Source organism: Streptomyces sp. NPDC012510, assembly GCF_042955065.1.
Classification (GTDB): Bacteria; Actinomycetota; Actinomycetes; order Streptomycetales; family Streptomycetaceae; genus Streptomyces.
Map to the genome: position 1 here is coordinate 29434 of NZ_JBIBEN010000020.1, position 16427 is coordinate 45860.

The following is a 16427-nucleotide window of genomic DNA, read 5'->3' on the forward strand; positions in this document are numbered from 1 at the left end:
CTCGCCGCATCTAAAAATCTAAACAAGTTTCTATATTGAGACAGGTGCCGGGGCCCGCCCTATGCTCGACCTGTGACCAAGCAGGCGAAGACAGCGAGCAGTGGGGCCCGCGGCCCCCGGGGGTCCTACGCGAAGACCGGCGAGGTGCGGCAGAAGATTCTCGACGCCTGCGTCGAGGCATTCGGCGCCGGAGGCTTCCACGGCGCCACCATGAAGGACATCGCGGAGCGAGCCGGCATCAGCCAGACCGGCCTGCTGCACCACTTCGGCAGCAAGGCGGAACTACTGGTCGAGGTACTCGCCGCACACGAGCGGGAGACGGCCGCGATCGTCCGGGAAGCCGATGACCTGGATGTACTGCAGACTCAACTGCGGGTCGCGCACGCCAACGAGGCCCGACCCGGGCTGATCCAGCTGCACAGCATCATCTCGAGCGAGGCCACGGCCGGCGAGCATCCCGCTCACGAGCTGTACCGGGCCCGCTACGACAGCCTGCGCCTGCACCTGACCCGGATCTTCGCCGAGTTGCGCGGTCGCGGACGCCTGAAGGTGGACACGAGGCCGGAAATCCTTGCGAACCTGCTCATCGCAGTCATCGACGGACTCCAGATCCAGTGGCTGTACAACCCGGGCGCGGTGGATGTGTCGACAGGCATCGAGGCCTTCCTCGCAGGGGTTGTCGACGACGAGGCCTGAGAACTTCCAGGCGACTGAAAACGTGTGCTAGCGTCCACCTCAATCTCGAAACTCGAATCCAATTTTGAGATTGAGGTGATCGGTTCACCGATCGCGCACGCGCACGCGCAGTCAAGGAGACCTCACATGCCTCGTTCTCGGCCATCCGAGGCTCACACCCCGGCCGAGACATCCGCTGCGTCTGCGCCGTTGGCCCATACCGCCGCGCCCGCCCAGAGCGCGGTCCGCGATGTGACCTCGTTCGGTACCGGTCTGGGACGAAGGCCCCGAACCGGCCGCCCGGCTCTCCGCCCGCTTCGTCGGTGCGTGACCCCAGCCGCACCCGGCGTGGCGGCCGCCGGCGAACACTTCCCCGGCCACGGCACCTCCGAAGGCGCAGGCGACCAAGCCATCGAGCGGATCGGCCGACGTCCCTTCGTCGGCGAGCACCTTGCCGGCACGTATCGAAGACACCGGCGGCGCCCCCGCTGAAGGCCGCCGCAGACTTCGTCCGGGCGTGGCCGACCTGCGTGCCCGCGCGTCGGCGAGACCGGGGTCCGCTCCTCGTCGGCGATTGAGCGAGCCACGAGCGTGCGCCTGGTCCGCCGACCGTCTCGATCGCTCGACTCCCGATAGTGGTCTCCCCCGGCGAGCATCTACGTGAAGTCGAGGAAGCGGCTTGAGCGCACGGTGCCTGACGGCCGCGGCGGCATCGATGGCGGAGGGTCACGGAGACGGTCACAGCGCGCGGCTACGACATCCGCGGACGCCGCGCCCCTGACCATTGCCGAACACCGAGACGGCGGCACGCCGACCCCGGAGATGACAGCCGCCATCCCGTTCCCCCGACGGCAGAACGAAAGGCGCCCGCACCCACCGGAGCACTGCTCACCTCAAGGCCCCCGGTTCGGCCACGAGTCGACCAGGACCACGGTGCTCGTCCACGGCCGCCTCCCACCGGTCCCGGCCGCCCGCGCCGCGAACCCGGAACAGACAGAGAAGCGAAACATGACCACAAGGAGACGGACAATCTTGAACGGCAGGCGCATGAGGATCCCCGCGGCACTCGCTCTGGGGGCGGTGATGGTCTTCGGATGCGGTCACCCTCCCGCCCGGACAGCCGAGGCAGCCGAGGCAGCCCCCACCGAAACCGGCATCGCGCTGGTGAATCAGAAGCGACTCTCGCCGCGGCTCAGCGAACTGACCTTCGCCTCGCCCGCTCTCGACGGCACGACCAAGGTGCGCGTACTGCTCCCCCTTGGCTACGACGCGGAGAAGAGGCGCCGTTACCCCGTGCTGTACCTCTACCACGGTGGAGGGCAGAGCGCTGCGAGCTGGACACAGGACGGTGCCGCGGAGGAGATCACGGCCGGTCTGCCCGCGATCGTGGTGATGCCGGACGCCGGCTCCACGGAGTGGTACGCCGACTGGTGGAACAACGGCCACCGCGGTCGGCCGATGTGGGAGACCTTCCACATCAACAGGCTCCTCCCGTGGGTGGACGAGCACTACCGAACGATCCCCGCGCGCGGGGCGCGGGCCGCCGCCGGACTGTCGATGGGCGGGTTCGGGGCCGTCTCGTACGCCGCCCGGCACCCCGACCTCTTCGGTGCCGTCGGCTCGTTCTCCGGAGACGTCGACCACCAGAACGTCAAGATGCGCACCATCATCGAGCAGCTCCACCCCTTGCTCTGGGGCCCGTGGGCAACGCAGGAAGTCCGCTGGCGCGGGGACAACCCCTGGGACCTGGCGGCCAATCTGGCCCACACGGACGTGTCCCTGTACACGGGCAACGGCCGGCCCCGGCACGACGGTGAGACTGTGGACGCCACGGAACAACGGATCCGGCAGGAGAACGTGTCCTTCCACGAGCGCCTGCGGGATCTCGGCATCCGGCACCGGTGGCACGACTACGGACCCGGCAGCCACACATGGCCCTACTGGCAGTCAGACCTCCGGGCCTGGATACCGCACCTGAAGGCCTACTTCGCCCGCCACGCGCAGCACCGCGCCACTCCCCGGTCGTTCACCTTCTCGTCGATCAGGCCGCAGTACAGCGCCTACGGCTGGACCGTACGGATGCGGCGGAACGTCACCGAGTTCAGTGCGCTCAACGTTGCGCGCCAGCGCCGCTTCACTGTGGTCGGGAACGGCTCGGCCGCGGTACTGACACCCTCACTGGCTCGCCCGGGCATGCGGTATCGCGTCACCGTCCGCGACCGCGAGGGCGTCTCAGTGCGGTCGGCCACCGCCGACCGCCAGGGGCGCTTGACGATTCCCCTCGCGCTGGGCCCCGGCAACCCGCACCAGCAGTACTCGCCGCAGGCCGAGACGTCGAGTACGGGCCCCAGCCCTGACGATGTGCCGTTCCACGCCAGGGGTAACAGCTCCCGCTTCAACCGGGCCGAGGTGACGATCATCCCGCGTTGAGATCCGCTCGCCCAGCCCTCCGGGCCAGAGGCCCGGGGGGGGACACCGAGGGAGATCAGCAGAGCCATTCACGCACATCCCGGCACCGGGCCAGGAACCGCCGCTTGAGCGACTCACCGGTACCGCGAGGACATGCAGCTCCTCGCCGGCGCGGGACTCAACTCGTACCGGTTCGGCATCGAGTGGGTGCGCATCGAACCCCGGCCCGGGCAGTTCTCGAACGCCGAACTCGCACACTACGGGCGCATGATCGATACCGCTCTCGAGCTCGGTGTGACGCCCGTGGTGACCCTGCGCCACTTCACCAGCCCTCTCTGGTTCGCCGAAGAGGGCGGCTGGCTCTCCCCGAAAGCGACCGACCGTTTCGTGGCATACGTGAGCCGGGCCAGCGAGATCCTCGACGGTGTCGAGTGGGTTGTGACCATCAACGAGCCCAACATGATGGCGATGATGCAGGAGGCCATGCGCTCAGGAAAGGTCTCGCAGTGGCATAGCCCGACCGTCGACGGCGACGCCGAGCGGGAACGCATCGCGGCGAACCTTCCTGTACCGACCCCTGAGTTCGCTGCACCGTTCATCGCCGCCCATCACGCCGCTCGCGACGTCATACGCGAACGCACCGGCGCGAACGTCGGCTGGTCGGTCGCCAACGGTGCTCTGACCTCTGCTCCCGAGCACACGGAGAAGCTGGCCGAGGTGGAGCACTCGTGGGAGAACCTCTATCTCGAGGCCGCGGCAGGGGACGACTTCATCGGCGTGCAGTCGTACTCGTCACGACGGGTCGACGCGAACGGACTCGTTCCGCATCCCGACCACCCGGACAACACCATGACCGGTGCCGCGTACCGCCCGGACGCGCTCGGCGTGGTTCAGTGACGTCGGCAGCGCACCTACCACGGACCCGCAGCGGTGAGGGGCGAACGGGACCAGAACGATCTCGCGGAGCGTGGTACCGGTCTGCAGACCCGCGAAGGCGCGGAGGCCGTTGTCGTTCAGCGCCGTGAGCACGAGGTGCCGCCAGGTTCGCGGGCGAGATCAGCTTCCCTGGGCAAGGGCCCGTCTCGCTGAGGGCAAGATCCGGACCATTCCCGGGCCGACGGCTCCAACGAGTCATACGGGGCCACGTTTTACGCAGGCCAGCGACGCGTGACGCACCAGCAGACCAACAAACCGAAGCGGGGAGAAGAGCCACTCACCCCAGCCTGACGAGGCGTCAGCAAAGTCAGCATCAGGTCAGCAAGAGTCCTGTCACAGCCGCCCACAGACAGCCATATTGTGGAATCGCCAACCGCGCCGGCCTGAGCCAGCCGACTGTTCGGACGCCTTCCGGCAGGCAGGTGGAAGACAGCAAGAATTACCCGACCGCCATCTGCCCGGCGGCCACCAATGCTGACGCGTTTCCGCAGGTCAGCGCACCCTTCCCCGCGGCTTCAACGGCACCGGCGGCAGTTCCGGTGCGGGCAGTGGATCCCCGGCATACCCCTTCACCTCCCCGAACCTGGAGCCTTCCATCCAGTCCTGACGGGCCTGTGCGATCTCTTCCTGAGATCGCCCGATGAAGTTCCAGAACATGATCAGCTCCTCCTCGAAGGGTTCGCCGCCGAGGAGCATGAGGGACGCTTCGGAGTCGGCGCGGAGGGGCAGTTCGGTGCGGCCGCAGCCGAGGTAGAGCATGGAGCCGGGCAGGACGGGAACGTTGTCGACGTGGGCCTCGCCGGACATGGAGAGGACGGCGTACTCGAAGGCGCGGTCGAGAGGGAGGCGCACCTCGGCGCCACGGGTCAGGGTCAGGTCGGCGCCGACGATCGGTGTGAAGGTCGTACCGGGTGACGTCGCGCCGTCCAGGGAGCCGAGAATGAGGGTGGCGCTCAGGCCGGCCGCCGTGACGACGGGCAGGTCGGCATGGTGTTCGAAGCGTGGATCGGTGTGCCGGTGGCTGTCCGGCAGGGCCACCCAGAGCTGGGCTCCGTGCAGAAAGCGGGCGTGCGGCTTCGGGCTCTCCTCGGAGTGGCTGATGGCGCGACCGGAGGTCATCAGCCCCAGCTCGCGCGGGCGGATCGTCTGGAGACTGCCCGTCGAGTCTCGGTGCAGCACCTCGCCCTCGTGCAGCCAACTCACCGTCTGCAGGCCCATGTGCGGGTGCGGCGGCACCTGCATGCCGGGCTCGTCCGCGATGTCGTCGGGGCCGTAGTGATCGACGAAGGCCCACGCGCCCACCATGCGGCGGCCCAGGTTGGGCAGCAGACGCCGGACTTCGGTGGACTCACCGAGGGGGACCGTGCGAGGGCTGAGGAGTTCACGCACCGGCTCGGCCACCACGAAACCCCGGCCGCCACACACCGCGGGCACCGCCTCGCGATCAAGATTGCTCATGCCCTCAACCTAGACCTGTCCGGCTCCCACCGTCAGTCCGTCACCCCGGCCCGTCCCGGGGCACCTGGTACGGAGGGAGAGGGCGCCGAGACGGCATCGGCAGTGAGCGGCGCACACCAGCCCGGTAAATAGCAGCCTTCCGCTGGAAACCGCTGGGCTGCTCGAACGCGCCCGTGACCCGCGCGACCCCCGCGTCGTGCGACTGGCGCTCACCGAGCGGGGCCGCGAGGTCGCCCGCGCGATCGACGTCGTCCAGGGGCTGCTGCAACAACTGCTGGAGCCCCTCGGCGGCCTGTGACGGCGCCCGCGCGCACGCGAGTTCACACGCGATCTGACAGCCCTGCTCGACGTACCGCTCACCCCGCCCACCGAGCGCGCTCACGAGCACGAGCACCAGAAGGAGCAGTCATGACCACCACCGCACCTCCCGTCAACGGTCGGGACATCGGCCTCGCCCACTACGCCGGCCGCGTGGTCCTGGAGCGCGTGCTGGCCGCCCACGGCGCCACGTTCCAGCAGTCGGTGCTCCTCCGCGTCGTCGCGGTCGCCGACGAACCCGTCGGCCGCGACCGGCTCGTGGAGCAGGCCGTCGACTTCCTCAAGGCCGATGCGGCCGACATCCTGGCCGTCGTGGAGGAGTTGTCTCCGCGGCGTGGCTGGAGCCGGACCCGGAGCAGCCGTCCCGGCTCAGGATCACGGACGCCGGACGGAAGGTGCACACCGGATCGACCGCCGAGATCGCGCCGGTCTCCACCCGGATCTACGCCGGTATCCCCGCCGAGGATCTGGCGGTCGCCGGTCGCGTACTGGCCCTCGTCACCGAGCGGGCGAACGCGGAGCTGGCCGCCATGGAGTAGGGGACACGGCACGCAGGGCAGCGGCGAGCAAGGGGCACGACCCCGCCCTCGTCGGCCCCGGCACCCCGGACCCTCCCCGGACCCCTCAGGCGGCCAGGAACCATCACGCCCCGGGCGCCCCGGACGCTTCCTCCCGCGTGTCCGACCCCGTCTCGGTCCGACCGCCGTACGACCGCTTGCCTCGTCGGTGGGCGATCTCGCCCAGGACGACGTCCACCGCGATGAACGCGGCGAGGGGGAGGCCGAGGAGGGGCACGAAGTAGCCGAGGACGGCTATGACGGCGAGGGCGGGGACCAGGAGGTGCGGCGGCACCTGCTGCCAGGCTCCGCGTGGGATCGGGCGGCCGAAGGACGAGGCCCGGCCGCGCTGCCACCACATGCGGTAGCCCCAGAGGATCAGCACCACCAGGGAGAGCGCGAGCGCGACCAGGAGGAGTTGGTTGGCCAGGCCGAACAGGACACCGGTGTGGGCGTCGATGCCCCAGCGGGACAGCTTGGCGAGAATGGGGAAGTCGGCGAACCGAAGCGTGTCGGTGACCTCGGCGGTCGCCGGGTCCACGGCGACCGCGTCCTGCTTGGTGGGCCAGCTTCGCTGGACCTGCTTCACGACATACGTGGAGGACGCGTCGGCGGGCGGCACGATCTCGACGGGGTCGCCGAGGCCCTCGGCACGCGCGGCGGCGAGCATCTTGTCCAGGTCGCCCTCCCCAGGGGCCCCTCCGCCCGCCGAGCCGTCGCCGTGATCGCCGTGGTCGCCCGCCGCTGCCGAGATCGCCGAGATCGCCGGGGTCGCCTGGTGGAGTTCGGTGCGCAGGACCTCGATGTTGGCGCCGGCGTACGTCGACCAGGTCAGGCCCGTCGCCGAGAGGAAGAAGAACCCGGTGGCCGCCCAGACGCCGACGGTGCCGTGCAGGCCCAGGGTGCGGCGCCGGCCGGTCGTGCCGCGCACCTTGCGTTGGGCGCGGCGGCGGGCGAACCAGAGCACGAGCCCGCCGCCCGAGATGACCCACAGCCAGCTCGCCGCGAGTTCGCTGTAGAGACGGCCGGTCTCGCCGAGCTGGAGGTTGGCGTGGAACTTGTCGATCCAGGTCCGCACCGGCAGTGCGCCCGTCGAACCGTACTGCTCCAGCGCACCACGTACCTGAGCCGTGTACGGGTCGACGAACACGGCGAGCGTGTCGGTCTCGTCGATGCCCTCGACGCCCGACAGCAGCACGCGGGTCGTCGCGTCGTCCTCCGGCGAGGGGCGTACGGCGGCGATGGCACCCTCGGGGTGCGCCTTGCGGGCGGCGGCCACCTGCTCGGAGATCGGCAGCTTCTCGTCGCCCACCTTCGCGACGGTCAGCTGGTCCGCGTAGAGGAGCTTCTCGACCGAGAACGAGGCGGCGTAGAACCCACCCGTCAGGGCGGCCACCAGCAGGAACGGGGCGACGAGGACGCCCGCGTAGAAGTGCAGCCGCAACACGAGCGGCCTGAGCGAGGCCCAGCCCTTCGTCGCGTCGGGCCTGGCGACGGGTTTCTGGGGCTCGTCCGTCTCGGTCGAGGGGGCGATGGTCATCGGCGGATGCTCCGGGATGGGATGCGGGGACGTCGTGGCGGTTCAGTAGTCGGGACGTAGGGGCCGCAAGTTCCCGACAATTCATGTGATGCAGGTCACATGGCATGCCCGGTGTCCTGCCGCAGTCGGGAGGCGGGGGCGGGCCTACGGTCGGGGGCGCGGCCGATGGTCGAGGGCGTGGCCGACGGTCGGTGCACTGCCGATACCGACGGTCGGTGCACTGCCGATACCGACGGCCGGGGGCGCGTCTGCGCGAGAGCCGCCTCGCATCGCGAGAGCACGCTTGGCATCCTGACGCGATGGCTTCCGAACGTGATCGCACCGAGTCCCACCCCCTTAGCGACCGGGTCGAGGAGCTCCTCGCCCACGAGGGCCCGCTGCCGATCGTCGCCGCGGGCGATCCGGTGCTGCGCCGCGCCGCCGAGCCCTTCGACGGCCAGCTCGCCCCGGACCTGCTGGCCCGCTTCGTCGCCGCCCTGCGCGCCACCATGCACGCGGCACCCGGCGTCGGCCTCGCCGCGCCCCAGGTCGGGGTGTCCCTGCGTATCGCGGTCATCGAGGACCCCGCGCCGGTCCCGGAGGAGGTGCGGCTGGCTCGGGGCCGTGTCCCGCAGCCTTTCCGTGTCCTGGTCAATCCGGCGTACGAGGCGGTCGGGCCGTTCCGTGACGCGTTCTTCGAAGGCTGTCTGAGCGTGCCGGGCTGGCAGGCGGTGGTGGCCCGGCACGCCAAGGTGCGGCTACGGGCGCTCGACGAGTTCGGGCGGGCGGTGGACGAGCAGTTCGCGGGGTGGCCCGCCCGTATCGTCCAGCACGAGACGGACCATCTGAACGGCACGCTCTACCTCGACCACGCCGAGCTGCGTTCCCTGTCCTCGAACCAGGCGATGGCCGACCGCTGGAACGAACCCACCCCCGCGAACGCCGCCCGGGCACTGGGCTTCCTCCTGCCCGACTGACAGCACGCCCGCCCAGCCGAAGACACGACCGCCCGATTGCGGGCACGCCCCGGCTGAGCGCCGCCGACCGACTTGACCGAGCGGACGCCCTCGAGTCGGGGCGGGCGCCCGCACCGCACGGTTCAGCCCCGGTAGGCCTCCAGCAGCCGCAGCCACACCTCACTGATCGTCGGGAACGAGGGCACCGCGTGCCAGAGGCGGTCGACGGGGACCTCACCGGCGACGGCGATCGTGGCCGAGTGGATGAGTTCGCCGACGGCGGGGCCGACGAAGGTCACGCCGCGCAGGATCTCGCGGTCGAGGTCGACGACCATGCGGGCACGGCCCCGGTAGCCGTCGGCGTACAGGCCCGCCCCCGCGACGGAGGAGAACTCGACGTCGACCGCGCGGACCCGGTGGCCGGCTTCCTCGGCCTCGGCGAGGGAGAGACCCACGGCGGCGGCCTCGGGGTCGGTGAAGACCACCTGGGGGACGGCGGCTTGGTCGGCGGTGGCCGCGTGGGCGCCCCAGCGGTCGCTCTCCAGGAGAGGGACGCCGGCCGCGCGGGCGGCGATGGCGGCGCCCGCGATCCGCGCCTGGTACTTGCCCTGGTGGGTCAGCAGCGCCCGGTGATTGACGTCACCGACCGCGTACAGCCAGTCACTGCCCATCACCCGGAGGCTGTCGTCGACCGGCAGCCACGATCCCGGCTCCAGGCCGACCGTGTCGAGTCCGAGGTCGTCGGTGCGCGGGGCGCGGCCGGTGGCGAAGAGGATCTCGTCGGCCTCCAGCCGGTCCCCGGTGTCCGTGAGGGCCACGACGGTCCCGTTCTCTCGGGACACCGCCGTCACCGACGTACCGGTACGGACGTCCACGCCCGCCTCGCCGAGCGCCTCGGCGACCAGTTCACCGGCGAAGGGTTCCATGCGGGGCAGCAGACCCTTGCCCCGGACCAGGACGGTGACCTCGGAGCCGAGGGCCCGCCAGGCGGTGGCCATCTCGACGGCGACGACACCGCCGCCCACGACGAGCAGCCGGCCGGGGACCGTCTGCGCACTGGTGGCCTCACGGCTGGTCCATGGCCTGACCCGCGCGAGCCCCGGCAGGTCGGGCAGGAGGGCACGGCTGCCGGTGGAGACCACCACGGCGTGCCGGGCGGTGAGGACCCGGCGCTCGCCGTCGGGGGCCTCCACGACGACTCGGCGGGGACCGGCGAACCGCCCTCGGCCCCGGTACAGGGTGGCCCCGATGCTCTCCAGCCAGCCGACCTGGCCGTCGTCCTTCCAGTGGGCGGCCTCGTAGTCGCGGTGGGCGAGCACCTCGGAGGTGTCCAGCGGGCCGTCGGCAAGCCGTCGGAGGCCTGGTACCCGTCGGGCGTCGGCGCGGGCGATCGCGGGGCGCAGCAGGGCCTTGCTGGGTATGCACGCCCAGTACGAGCACTCGCCCCCGACCAGCTCGCTCTCCACCACCGCGGTGGACAGGCCGGCCGCGCGGGTGCGGTCGGCGACGTTCTCCCCCACGGGTCCGGCACCGAGCACCACGACGTCGTACTCGGCCGTCGCCGCGTGTGCTGGGTCTTCGGTGGTTTCCGTATCCGTCATGGGGCCAGTCTGGTTGGTGGTGTGCGCCGTGGCCACACGGGTACGAGCGCGGAATACGCCGTCGCGGGGTGGCGTTGTCGAGAGCGGCTCGCCCGAGCACCGAGACCAGGAAGAGGGATGTACGCCATGAGCAGCACCGTGGAGCTCACCAAGGAGAATTTCGACCGGACGGTCACCGACAACGAGTTCGTCCTGATCGACTTCTGGGCGTCCTGGTGCGGGCCGTGCCGTCAGTTCGCCCCGGTCTACGAGAAGGCCGCCGAGGACAACCCGGACCTGGTGTTCGGCAAGGTGGACACGGAGGCGCAGCCGGAGCTGGCGGAGGCCTTCGGTATCCAGTCGATCCCGACGCTGATGATCGTCCGCGACCAGGTCGCCGTGTTCGCGCAGCCGGGCGCGCTGCCCGAGGCCGCCCTGACCGATGTCATCGGGCAGGCCCGCAAGCTCGACATGGACGAGGTGCGCAAGGCCGTCGCCGAGCAGCAGGCTCAGGCTCAGGCTCAGGCTCAGGCTCAGGCTCAGGCTCAGGCTCAGGCTCAGGCTCAGGCTCAGGCTCAGCAGAACGGTCAGTGAGCCCGGGGGCGCGCGGCATCCCGGTCTTGTCACAACTGGAGACACCGAGTCGCCCGTCAGGCCCGGCCTGGGCACAACTCCACGTGCTCGTTGAGGAGTTGTGCCGATCCCCGCTCGTACGGCTCGATGGACGCGGGCGTCGGCCGACCACGCGGTCGACGTCCGGACCCGTAGCAGCGCCCCGCGCGGGACGACGTGGGCGCTCAGCTCGATTCGCGGTGCACGATCGTGGCGCCGAGCACGTCGTGGGTCGTGGGGACGTTCGCGGGGTCGCGCACCACGCGGTCGACCAGTTCCGCGAGGTCGCGTCCGGAGGGCAGTTCGAGATGGACGGTGCTCAGGCGGGGCCGTAGCAGTCGGCCGAGCATCAGGTCGTCGGCACCGACGACGGCCGTCTCCCCGGGGACGTCGATGCCCTCGTCCTGCAAGGCCCGCATCACCAGCATCGCGTATTCGTCGTTGTACGCGAACACGGCGTCCAGACCGAGTGAGCGCCAGTCGCGGGCCAGCCGGGCCGCGGCCTCCTCCTCGTAGGCGAGGGGCAGTTCGGTGACCGTCGCCTCCGTGCCCCGCACCGCGCTTCGTACGCCGGCGAGCCTGGGCAGGGAGAAGACCCCGAGGCCGGGCTCCGCGGGCATGACGACACCGATGCGACGGCGCCCGCGCTCGACCAGGTGCCGGCCGGCGCTGTGGCCGACGCCGGCGTGGTCGAGGATGAGCGCGTGGGCGCCCTCGACGGGTTCGGGGGTGAGGGTGACAACCACCCTGGCGCCGGAGCGTTTGAGGACGGCCACACCCTGCGGGCCGAGGCCTACGCCGGGCACGATCACCGCGACCGGGCGCAGCTCGGCCCAGGCACGGGCGGCGTCGTCGCCGCGCAGGCCGATGCCGCCGAACTGCACGACGGTGTAGTCGAGACGGCTGAGTGCCCACTGGATCTCGTTGATGAACTGGCTGTAGAGCGGGCCGATCGGCACGTTCGGGGTGGGCATCAGCACCATGCGGCTGTGCCCGGCACGCAGGCTGCGGGCCGCCGCGTGCGGCACATAGCCGAGCTCCTTGGCGGCCTCGTGGACCCGGCGGCGGGTGGGCTCGCTGATGCGGACGGCGCTGGTGTTGTTGAGGACGTAGCTGACCGTCGCGCGGGACACACCCGCGAGTCGGGCCACATCGGCGCTCGTGGGCACGGATCGCTGCAGGGGCGAGGGCGGGGCGGGCTCTTTCGGTATCTGCACCATGAGGAGGGCATCCTTGCAGAAGCGGTGATGTGCGTTCCGGCCGGGGGAGTGCCGACCGTGCGGAAGCTCAGGTTCGGGCCACCGATCTTTGTGGCAGGGCAGTTTGGCGAATGTGTTCGAAATCTGTTCAACCCGGCAACCATTTCGCGCCATCTCCGTGCAGGCGGACGGGCGGTGACTGTTCGTGGACGGCCGCTCGGCGTCCCGCCCCGGCCCGGTGGGCGGTGACGGACCGCGGTTCGGACATCGTCATGAACCTCGTCGCACGGCCGAGTCGACGGGGATCCGCTGGTCGTGGCGTCGGGCGGCACGCGGGGCGGGCTGCCGGCCGACCGGTGGCGGAGTCGCCCCTCCGCCCGTCGGACCGCGACGCGCCGACCGACGGGCGCGAAGCACGACCGGCGGCGGCCGGCCACCTGCGCACCCGCATGCGGCCGCCGCGCTCGGAAGCTATGGCGTGATCTGTGCGTTCGGCGCGGGTGTGAACAACGTCTGCGTTGTGGGTGTGAACAGCGGGTTCGGTGTGAGCACGGGCGGCGGGTTCGCGTAGGTCCGTCTGCCCGTCGGCCGCGCCGCTCCGGGGCGGGTCCGGCCGCCTGCGGGCCACCCGCGCCCTCGAGGAACCGGGGCCGCCGGGAACCGCGGCGGCCCCCACTCGGCCGCAATCAGGGCACGCACCCACGTCGCTCCTGCGGCGAGCCGAGTGTGGTGGACGCGGTGCCGGCCAACGACCTCGCCCCAGGCGAATCGCCGCCCCCGTCAGGCAAGTCGCCGTCCTCGCGTCCTCAGCGACCCCATGGACATTACCGTTCGGTAGAAAGCCCGCTTCCGGAGGTGTTCCGTATGGCTGTCGACCGTGCGCCGGGTCTGGTGGAGTCCGCTCGTGCGCTGGCTGCCGGGGAGGTGACGTCGCGTTCGCTCGTGGAGGGGGCACTTGCGCGGATCGAGGCGAGTCAGGGGTCGGTCAACGCGTTCCGGCGGGTGCGGGCCGAGGCGGCGCTGGTGGAGGCCGAGGCTGCGGACGAGGAGCTGGCGGCGGGCGGACGACGGCCGTTGCTCGGGGTGCCGGTGGCCGTGAAGGACGACATGGACGTGGCGGGCGAGCCGACCGCGTTCGGCTGTCAGGGCGAGTTCCCCTCCCTGCCGGAGGACGGCGAGGCGGTACGGCGACTGCGCGCTGCCGGGGCGATCGTCATCGGCAAGACGAACACGTGCGAGCTGGGGCAGTGGCCGTTCACCGAGGGGCCGGCCTTCGGGGCGACCCGGAATCCCTGGCATCCGGACCACACCCCGGGCGGCTCCTCCGGCGGTTCGGCGGCGGCCGTCGCCGCCGGGCTCGTGCCGGCGGCGCTGGGCTCGGACGGCGCCGGTTCGGTGCGCATCCCGGCGTCCTGGACCCATCTCATCGGCGTCAAACCCCAGCGCGGCCGTATCTCGACCTGGCCGCACGCGGAGTCCTTCCAGGGCATCACCGTCAACGGCACCCTCGCCCGCACGGTCGCCGACGCCGCCCTCCTCCTCGACGCGGCGAGCGGCAACCACGAGGGCGACCTGCACCGGCCCCCCGCCATCGACGCCTCCGAGGCGGTGCGGCGGGAACCGGGACGGCTCAGAATCGCCCTGTCCCTGAAGCCGCCCTTCACCGCGGTGCCCGCGCGGCTCGATCCCCGGGTACGTGAGCGGGTCCGCGCGGTGGCGGAACAACTCGCCGCGCTCGGGCACGTGGTGGAGGAGGCGGAGCCGCGCTACGGGCAGATCGGGCTGACGTTCGTCCCGCGCGCCACCGCCGGGATCGCCGAACGGGTCGGTGCCATCACCCAGCGGGAGCTCCTCGACCGGCGCACCCTGGACGCCGCCCGCCTCGGCCGACTGCTCGGCGGGGCTCCCCTGCGGCTGGCCCGCCGCGCGGAAGCCGCCCTCCACCAGCGCATCGGCGCACTCTTCCGCTCGTACGACGTGCTGCTGGCGCCCACCACCGCTGCTCCCCCGCCCCGCATCGGCTCCATGCTGAACCTCGGCGGACTCGGCACCGACCGCGCGATGATCGCGGCCTGCCCGTACGCCTGGCCCTGGAACGTACTGGGCTGGCCCGGCGTGAACGTACCGGCGGGCTTCGTGGGCGACGGGCTGCCGGTGGGCGCGCAGTTGCTCGGTCCGGCGAACAGCGAGCCCCTGCTGCTGTCCCTGGCCGCCCAGTTGGAGGCGGACCAGCGCTGGCACGAACTGTGGCCGCCGGAGCGGGCCACCGCGGACTCCCCCGTGGTGTGAGCGGGTTCGAGCGGGTTCGAGCGGGTTCGGCGTCCGTGAGGTGACCCGTACGCTGTGACCATGGACGAAGCGTCGATGGTCGGGCTGATGGGACGGGTGACCGGTGTGGTCGGTCCCGGGCTCGTCGGCGAGGTGATCGTCCGGGTACGGGGCGGCGCCGAGCACTTTCTCGCGTACCCCGCCTCCGCGAAGGACCGGATCGAGCCGGGAACGCTCGTGATGGTGATGGAGTACCTGCCGCCGCGCACGGTGTACGTGTCGGCGGCGTACGACAGTTGACGGTCTGACGGCCTTCCGGCACCGGTTCGCATCAAGACTGCAACAACGGTCCCGCGGTGCCTGTACCACTGCCGTGCCACGCGGGACACTCCCGACGTTCGGTGCCGAAAGGGCACCTGGCAGAGGGGGTGTGCCGATGTTCGTCGGCATGATCGCGGGGGCGGCCCTGGGCGCCGTCCTGGTACTGATCGGTCTGTTCAAACTCATGTGGCGCGTCGCCGAACCCAACGAAGCTCTGATCATCTCCGGCTCCAAGCACAAGATGGAGGGCCTGGAGGAGGGCATGAACTTCCGCATCGTCACCGGGCGCGGCACCCTCGTGCTGCCCGGTATGCAGGCGGTGCGCAAGCTCTCGCTCGATCTGAACCAGACCGAGTTGGCCGTGGAGTGTGTAACCCATCAGGGCATTCCGCTGAAGATCCGCGGTGTCGTCATCTTCAAGGTGGGCGACGACTTCGTGTCCATCGCCAACGCCGCCCGCCGTTTCCTCGATCAGCAGAAGCGGGTCTCGGAGCGGGTGCACAACGTGTTCGCCGGTCATCTGCGGTCCATCGTGGGCGGGTTGACGGTCGAGGACATGATCCGCGACCGCGAGAAACTGACCGGGCAGACACGGGCGGCGTGCGGTACGGAGATGGAGAAACTGGGTCTGATCGTCGACTCGCTGCAGATCCACGAGATCGAGGACCCCACGGGCTACATCAAGAACCTGGCCATGCCCCACGCGGCCGCCGTCCAACGCGACGCCCGTATCGCCCAGGCCGAGGCCAACCGGCTCGCCACCGAGGCCGAGCAGCAGGCCGCCGCGCGCATGGCGGAGGCCACCCGGGACAGCGAGATCCTGCAGGCCGGCTACCAGGCCGAGCGGGACAACGCCTCGGCGAAGGCCAAACAGGCGGGTCCCCTCGCCGAGGCGGCCGCCCTGCAGGAAGTCGTCGTCCAGGAGACCCGGGTCGCGGAGCTGGCGGCAGCCCGGCGCGAGCAGCAGCTCCAGGCGGACGTCCGCAAGCCGGCGGACGCCAAGGCCTACGAGAAGCGCACCCTCGCCGAGGCCGAGCGCGACGCCCGTATCTCCGCCGCACAGGCCAAGGCCAAGGAGACCGAACTGGCGGCCGTCGCCGAGGCGAACGCGACCCGTGCCACCGGTGAGGCCGAGGCCGCCGCCCGGCAGGCCAAGGGGCTCGCCGCCGCCGAGGCCGCACGGGCGAAGGGGCTCGCCGAGGCCGAAGGCATCAAGGCGCGGAGCGCCGCGCTGGCGGAGAACCAGGAAGCGGTGATCGCGCAGCAGTTGGCCGAGAGGTGGCCGGAGATCGTGCAGGCCGGGGCGAGCGCGTTCGGGAACGTGGACAACATGGTGCTGCTCAACGGTGCCGACGGGATGGCGGACCTGTTCGCCAAGGCGCTCACGATGGGCGGGACGGGGTTGGGGCTGGCTCGGCAGTTGCTGGCCTCGATGAACCAGAACGGGGTGCCTGCCGGCGGCTCGGCCGGGGTCAATGGGGTGCCGGTGGAGAAGGTGGCCGTGGAGAAGGTGCAGGTGGACAGGGAGGCGTAGCGCCGTGGTTCCGACTGTGCGAGGTCGACCGCGGGTGGGTAGGTGACTGGTCGCGCCCACGCGGCGGAGCCGCACATCGATGTCC

Annotated in this window: 12 protein-coding genes and 1 pseudogene; 9 read left to right on the forward strand and 4 right to left on the reverse strand. The window is 71.0% G+C overall.

Annotated elements, in window-relative coordinates; all coding sequences use genetic code 11:
- Positions 1–72: 72 nt before the first annotated feature.
- The 3 genes from ACFY9I_RS31145 to ACFY9I_RS31155 all read left to right on the forward strand — a co-directional run bounded on the left by ACFY9I_RS31145 (position 73) and on the right by ACFY9I_RS31155 (position 3981).
- Complete coding sequence (locus tag ACFY9I_RS31145; RefSeq protein ID WP_391007614.1) at positions 73–696, forward strand: TetR family transcriptional regulator; 624 nt, start codon at positions 73–75, stop codon at positions 694–696.
- 1011 nt (positions 697–1707) lie between these two features.
- Complete coding sequence (locus tag ACFY9I_RS31150; protein WP_391007616.1) at positions 1708–3105, forward strand: alpha/beta hydrolase-fold protein; 1398 nt, start codon at positions 1708–1710, stop codon at positions 3103–3105.
- Between the two features lie 132 nt (positions 3106–3237).
- Entirely contained in the window at positions 3238–3981 is a 744-nt protein-coding gene (locus ACFY9I_RS31155) for a family 1 glycosylhydrolase (protein WP_391007618.1), read from the forward strand.
- 531 nt (positions 3982–4512) lie between these two features.
- Here the strand turns inward: ACFY9I_RS31155 and ACFY9I_RS31160 are convergent.
- On the reverse strand, positions 4513–5478 hold the full coding sequence (locus ACFY9I_RS31160) for a pirin family protein (protein ID WP_391007620.1): 966 nt from the start codon (positions 5476–5478) through the stop codon (positions 4513–4515).
- Positions 5479–5886: 408 nt separating this feature from the next.
- On the opposite strand from ACFY9I_RS31160, the pseudogene ACFY9I_RS31165 reads away from it, so the two are divergent.
- Positions 5887–6335 (forward strand): annotated as a pseudogene (locus tag ACFY9I_RS31165) (MarR family transcriptional regulator).
- Between the two features lie 103 nt (positions 6336–6438).
- Here ACFY9I_RS31165 and ACFY9I_RS31170 read toward each other — a convergent pair.
- Positions 6439–7893 (reverse strand): PepSY domain-containing protein, encoded by a 1455-nt coding sequence (locus ACFY9I_RS31170; protein WP_391007621.1) that lies wholly within the window; start codon positions 7891–7893, stop codon positions 6439–6441.
- 299 nt (positions 7894–8192) lie between these two features.
- Between ACFY9I_RS31170 and ACFY9I_RS31175 the strand changes: the two genes are divergently transcribed.
- The gene (locus ACFY9I_RS31175) at positions 8193–8849 is read left to right on the forward strand and encodes a peptide deformylase (RefSeq protein WP_391007623.1); all 657 of its coding nucleotides are present in this window, start codon (positions 8193–8195) and stop codon (positions 8847–8849) included.
- 122 nt (positions 8850–8971) lie between these two features.
- Here the strand turns inward: ACFY9I_RS31175 and ACFY9I_RS31180 are convergent, their stop codons facing one another.
- Positions 8972–10429: an FAD-dependent oxidoreductase gene (locus tag ACFY9I_RS31180; protein ID WP_391007625.1), complete on the reverse strand. Its 1458-nt coding sequence runs from the start codon at positions 10427–10429 to the stop codon at positions 8972–8974.
- A 126-nt stretch (positions 10430–10555) separates the two neighbouring features.
- On the opposite strand from ACFY9I_RS31180, the gene trxA reads away from it, so the two are divergent.
- Positions 10556–11002 (forward strand): thioredoxin, encoded by a 447-nt coding sequence (gene trxA / locus ACFY9I_RS31185; protein ID WP_391007627.1) that lies wholly within the window; start codon positions 10556–10558, stop codon positions 11000–11002.
- A gap of 203 nt (positions 11003–11205) precedes the next feature.
- On the opposite strand, the gene ACFY9I_RS31190 is transcribed toward trxA, so the two are convergent.
- Positions 11206–12240, reverse strand: coding sequence for a substrate-binding domain-containing protein (locus tag ACFY9I_RS31190; protein ID WP_391007629.1), 1035 nt, complete (start codon positions 12238–12240; stop codon positions 11206–11208).
- Between the two features lie 843 nt (positions 12241–13083).
- Between ACFY9I_RS31190 and ACFY9I_RS31195 the strand changes: the two genes are divergently transcribed.
- The 3 genes from ACFY9I_RS31195 (at position 13084) to ACFY9I_RS31205 (ending at position 16342) form a co-directional block, all read left to right on the forward strand.
- On the forward strand, positions 13084–14508 hold the full coding sequence (locus ACFY9I_RS31195) for an amidase (RefSeq protein WP_391007631.1): 1425 nt from the start codon (positions 13084–13086) through the stop codon (positions 14506–14508).
- A 54-nt stretch (positions 14509–14562) separates the two neighbouring features.
- Complete coding sequence (locus ACFY9I_RS31200) at positions 14563–14787, forward strand: hypothetical protein (RefSeq protein ID WP_391007632.1); 225 nt, start codon at positions 14563–14565, stop codon at positions 14785–14787.
- A gap of 136 nt (positions 14788–14923) precedes the next feature.
- The gene (locus ACFY9I_RS31205; RefSeq protein ID WP_391007634.1) at positions 14924–16342 is read left to right on the forward strand and encodes an SPFH domain-containing protein; all 1419 of its coding nucleotides are present in this window, start codon (positions 14924–14926) and stop codon (positions 16340–16342) included.
- The last annotated feature ends 85 nt before the right edge of the window (positions 16343–16427 follow it).

Coding starts and splice junctions, on each gene's coding strand:
- ACFY9I_RS31155 (WP_391007618.1), top strand. CDS start 3,238: ATGCAGCTCCTCGCCGGCGCGGGACTCAACTCGTACCGGTTCGGCATC.
- ACFY9I_RS31170 (WP_391007621.1), bottom strand. CDS start 7,893: ATGACCATCGCCCCCTCGACCGAGACGGACGAGCCCCAGAAACCCGTC.
- trxA (WP_391007627.1), top strand. CDS start 10,556: ATGAGCAGCACCGTGGAGCTCACCAAGGAGAATTTCGACCGGACGGTC.
- ACFY9I_RS31195 (WP_391007631.1), top strand. CDS start 13,084: ATGGCTGTCGACCGTGCGCCGGGTCTGGTGGAGTCCGCTCGTGCGCTG.
- ACFY9I_RS31175 (WP_391007623.1), top strand. CDS start 8,193: ATGGCTTCCGAACGTGATCGCACCGAGTCCCACCCCCTTAGCGACCGG.
- ACFY9I_RS31160 (WP_391007620.1), bottom strand. CDS start 5,478: ATGAGCAATCTTGATCGCGAGGCGGTGCCCGCGGTGTGTGGCGGCCGG.
- ACFY9I_RS31205 (WP_391007634.1), top strand. CDS start 14,924: ATGTTCGTCGGCATGATCGCGGGGGCGGCCCTGGGCGCCGTCCTGGTA.
- ACFY9I_RS31180 (WP_391007625.1), bottom strand. CDS start 10,429: ATGACGGATACGGAAACCACCGAAGACCCAGCACACGCGGCGACGGCC.
- ACFY9I_RS31190 (WP_391007629.1), bottom strand. CDS start 12,240: ATGGTGCAGATACCGAAAGAGCCCGCCCCGCCCTCGCCCCTGCAGCGA.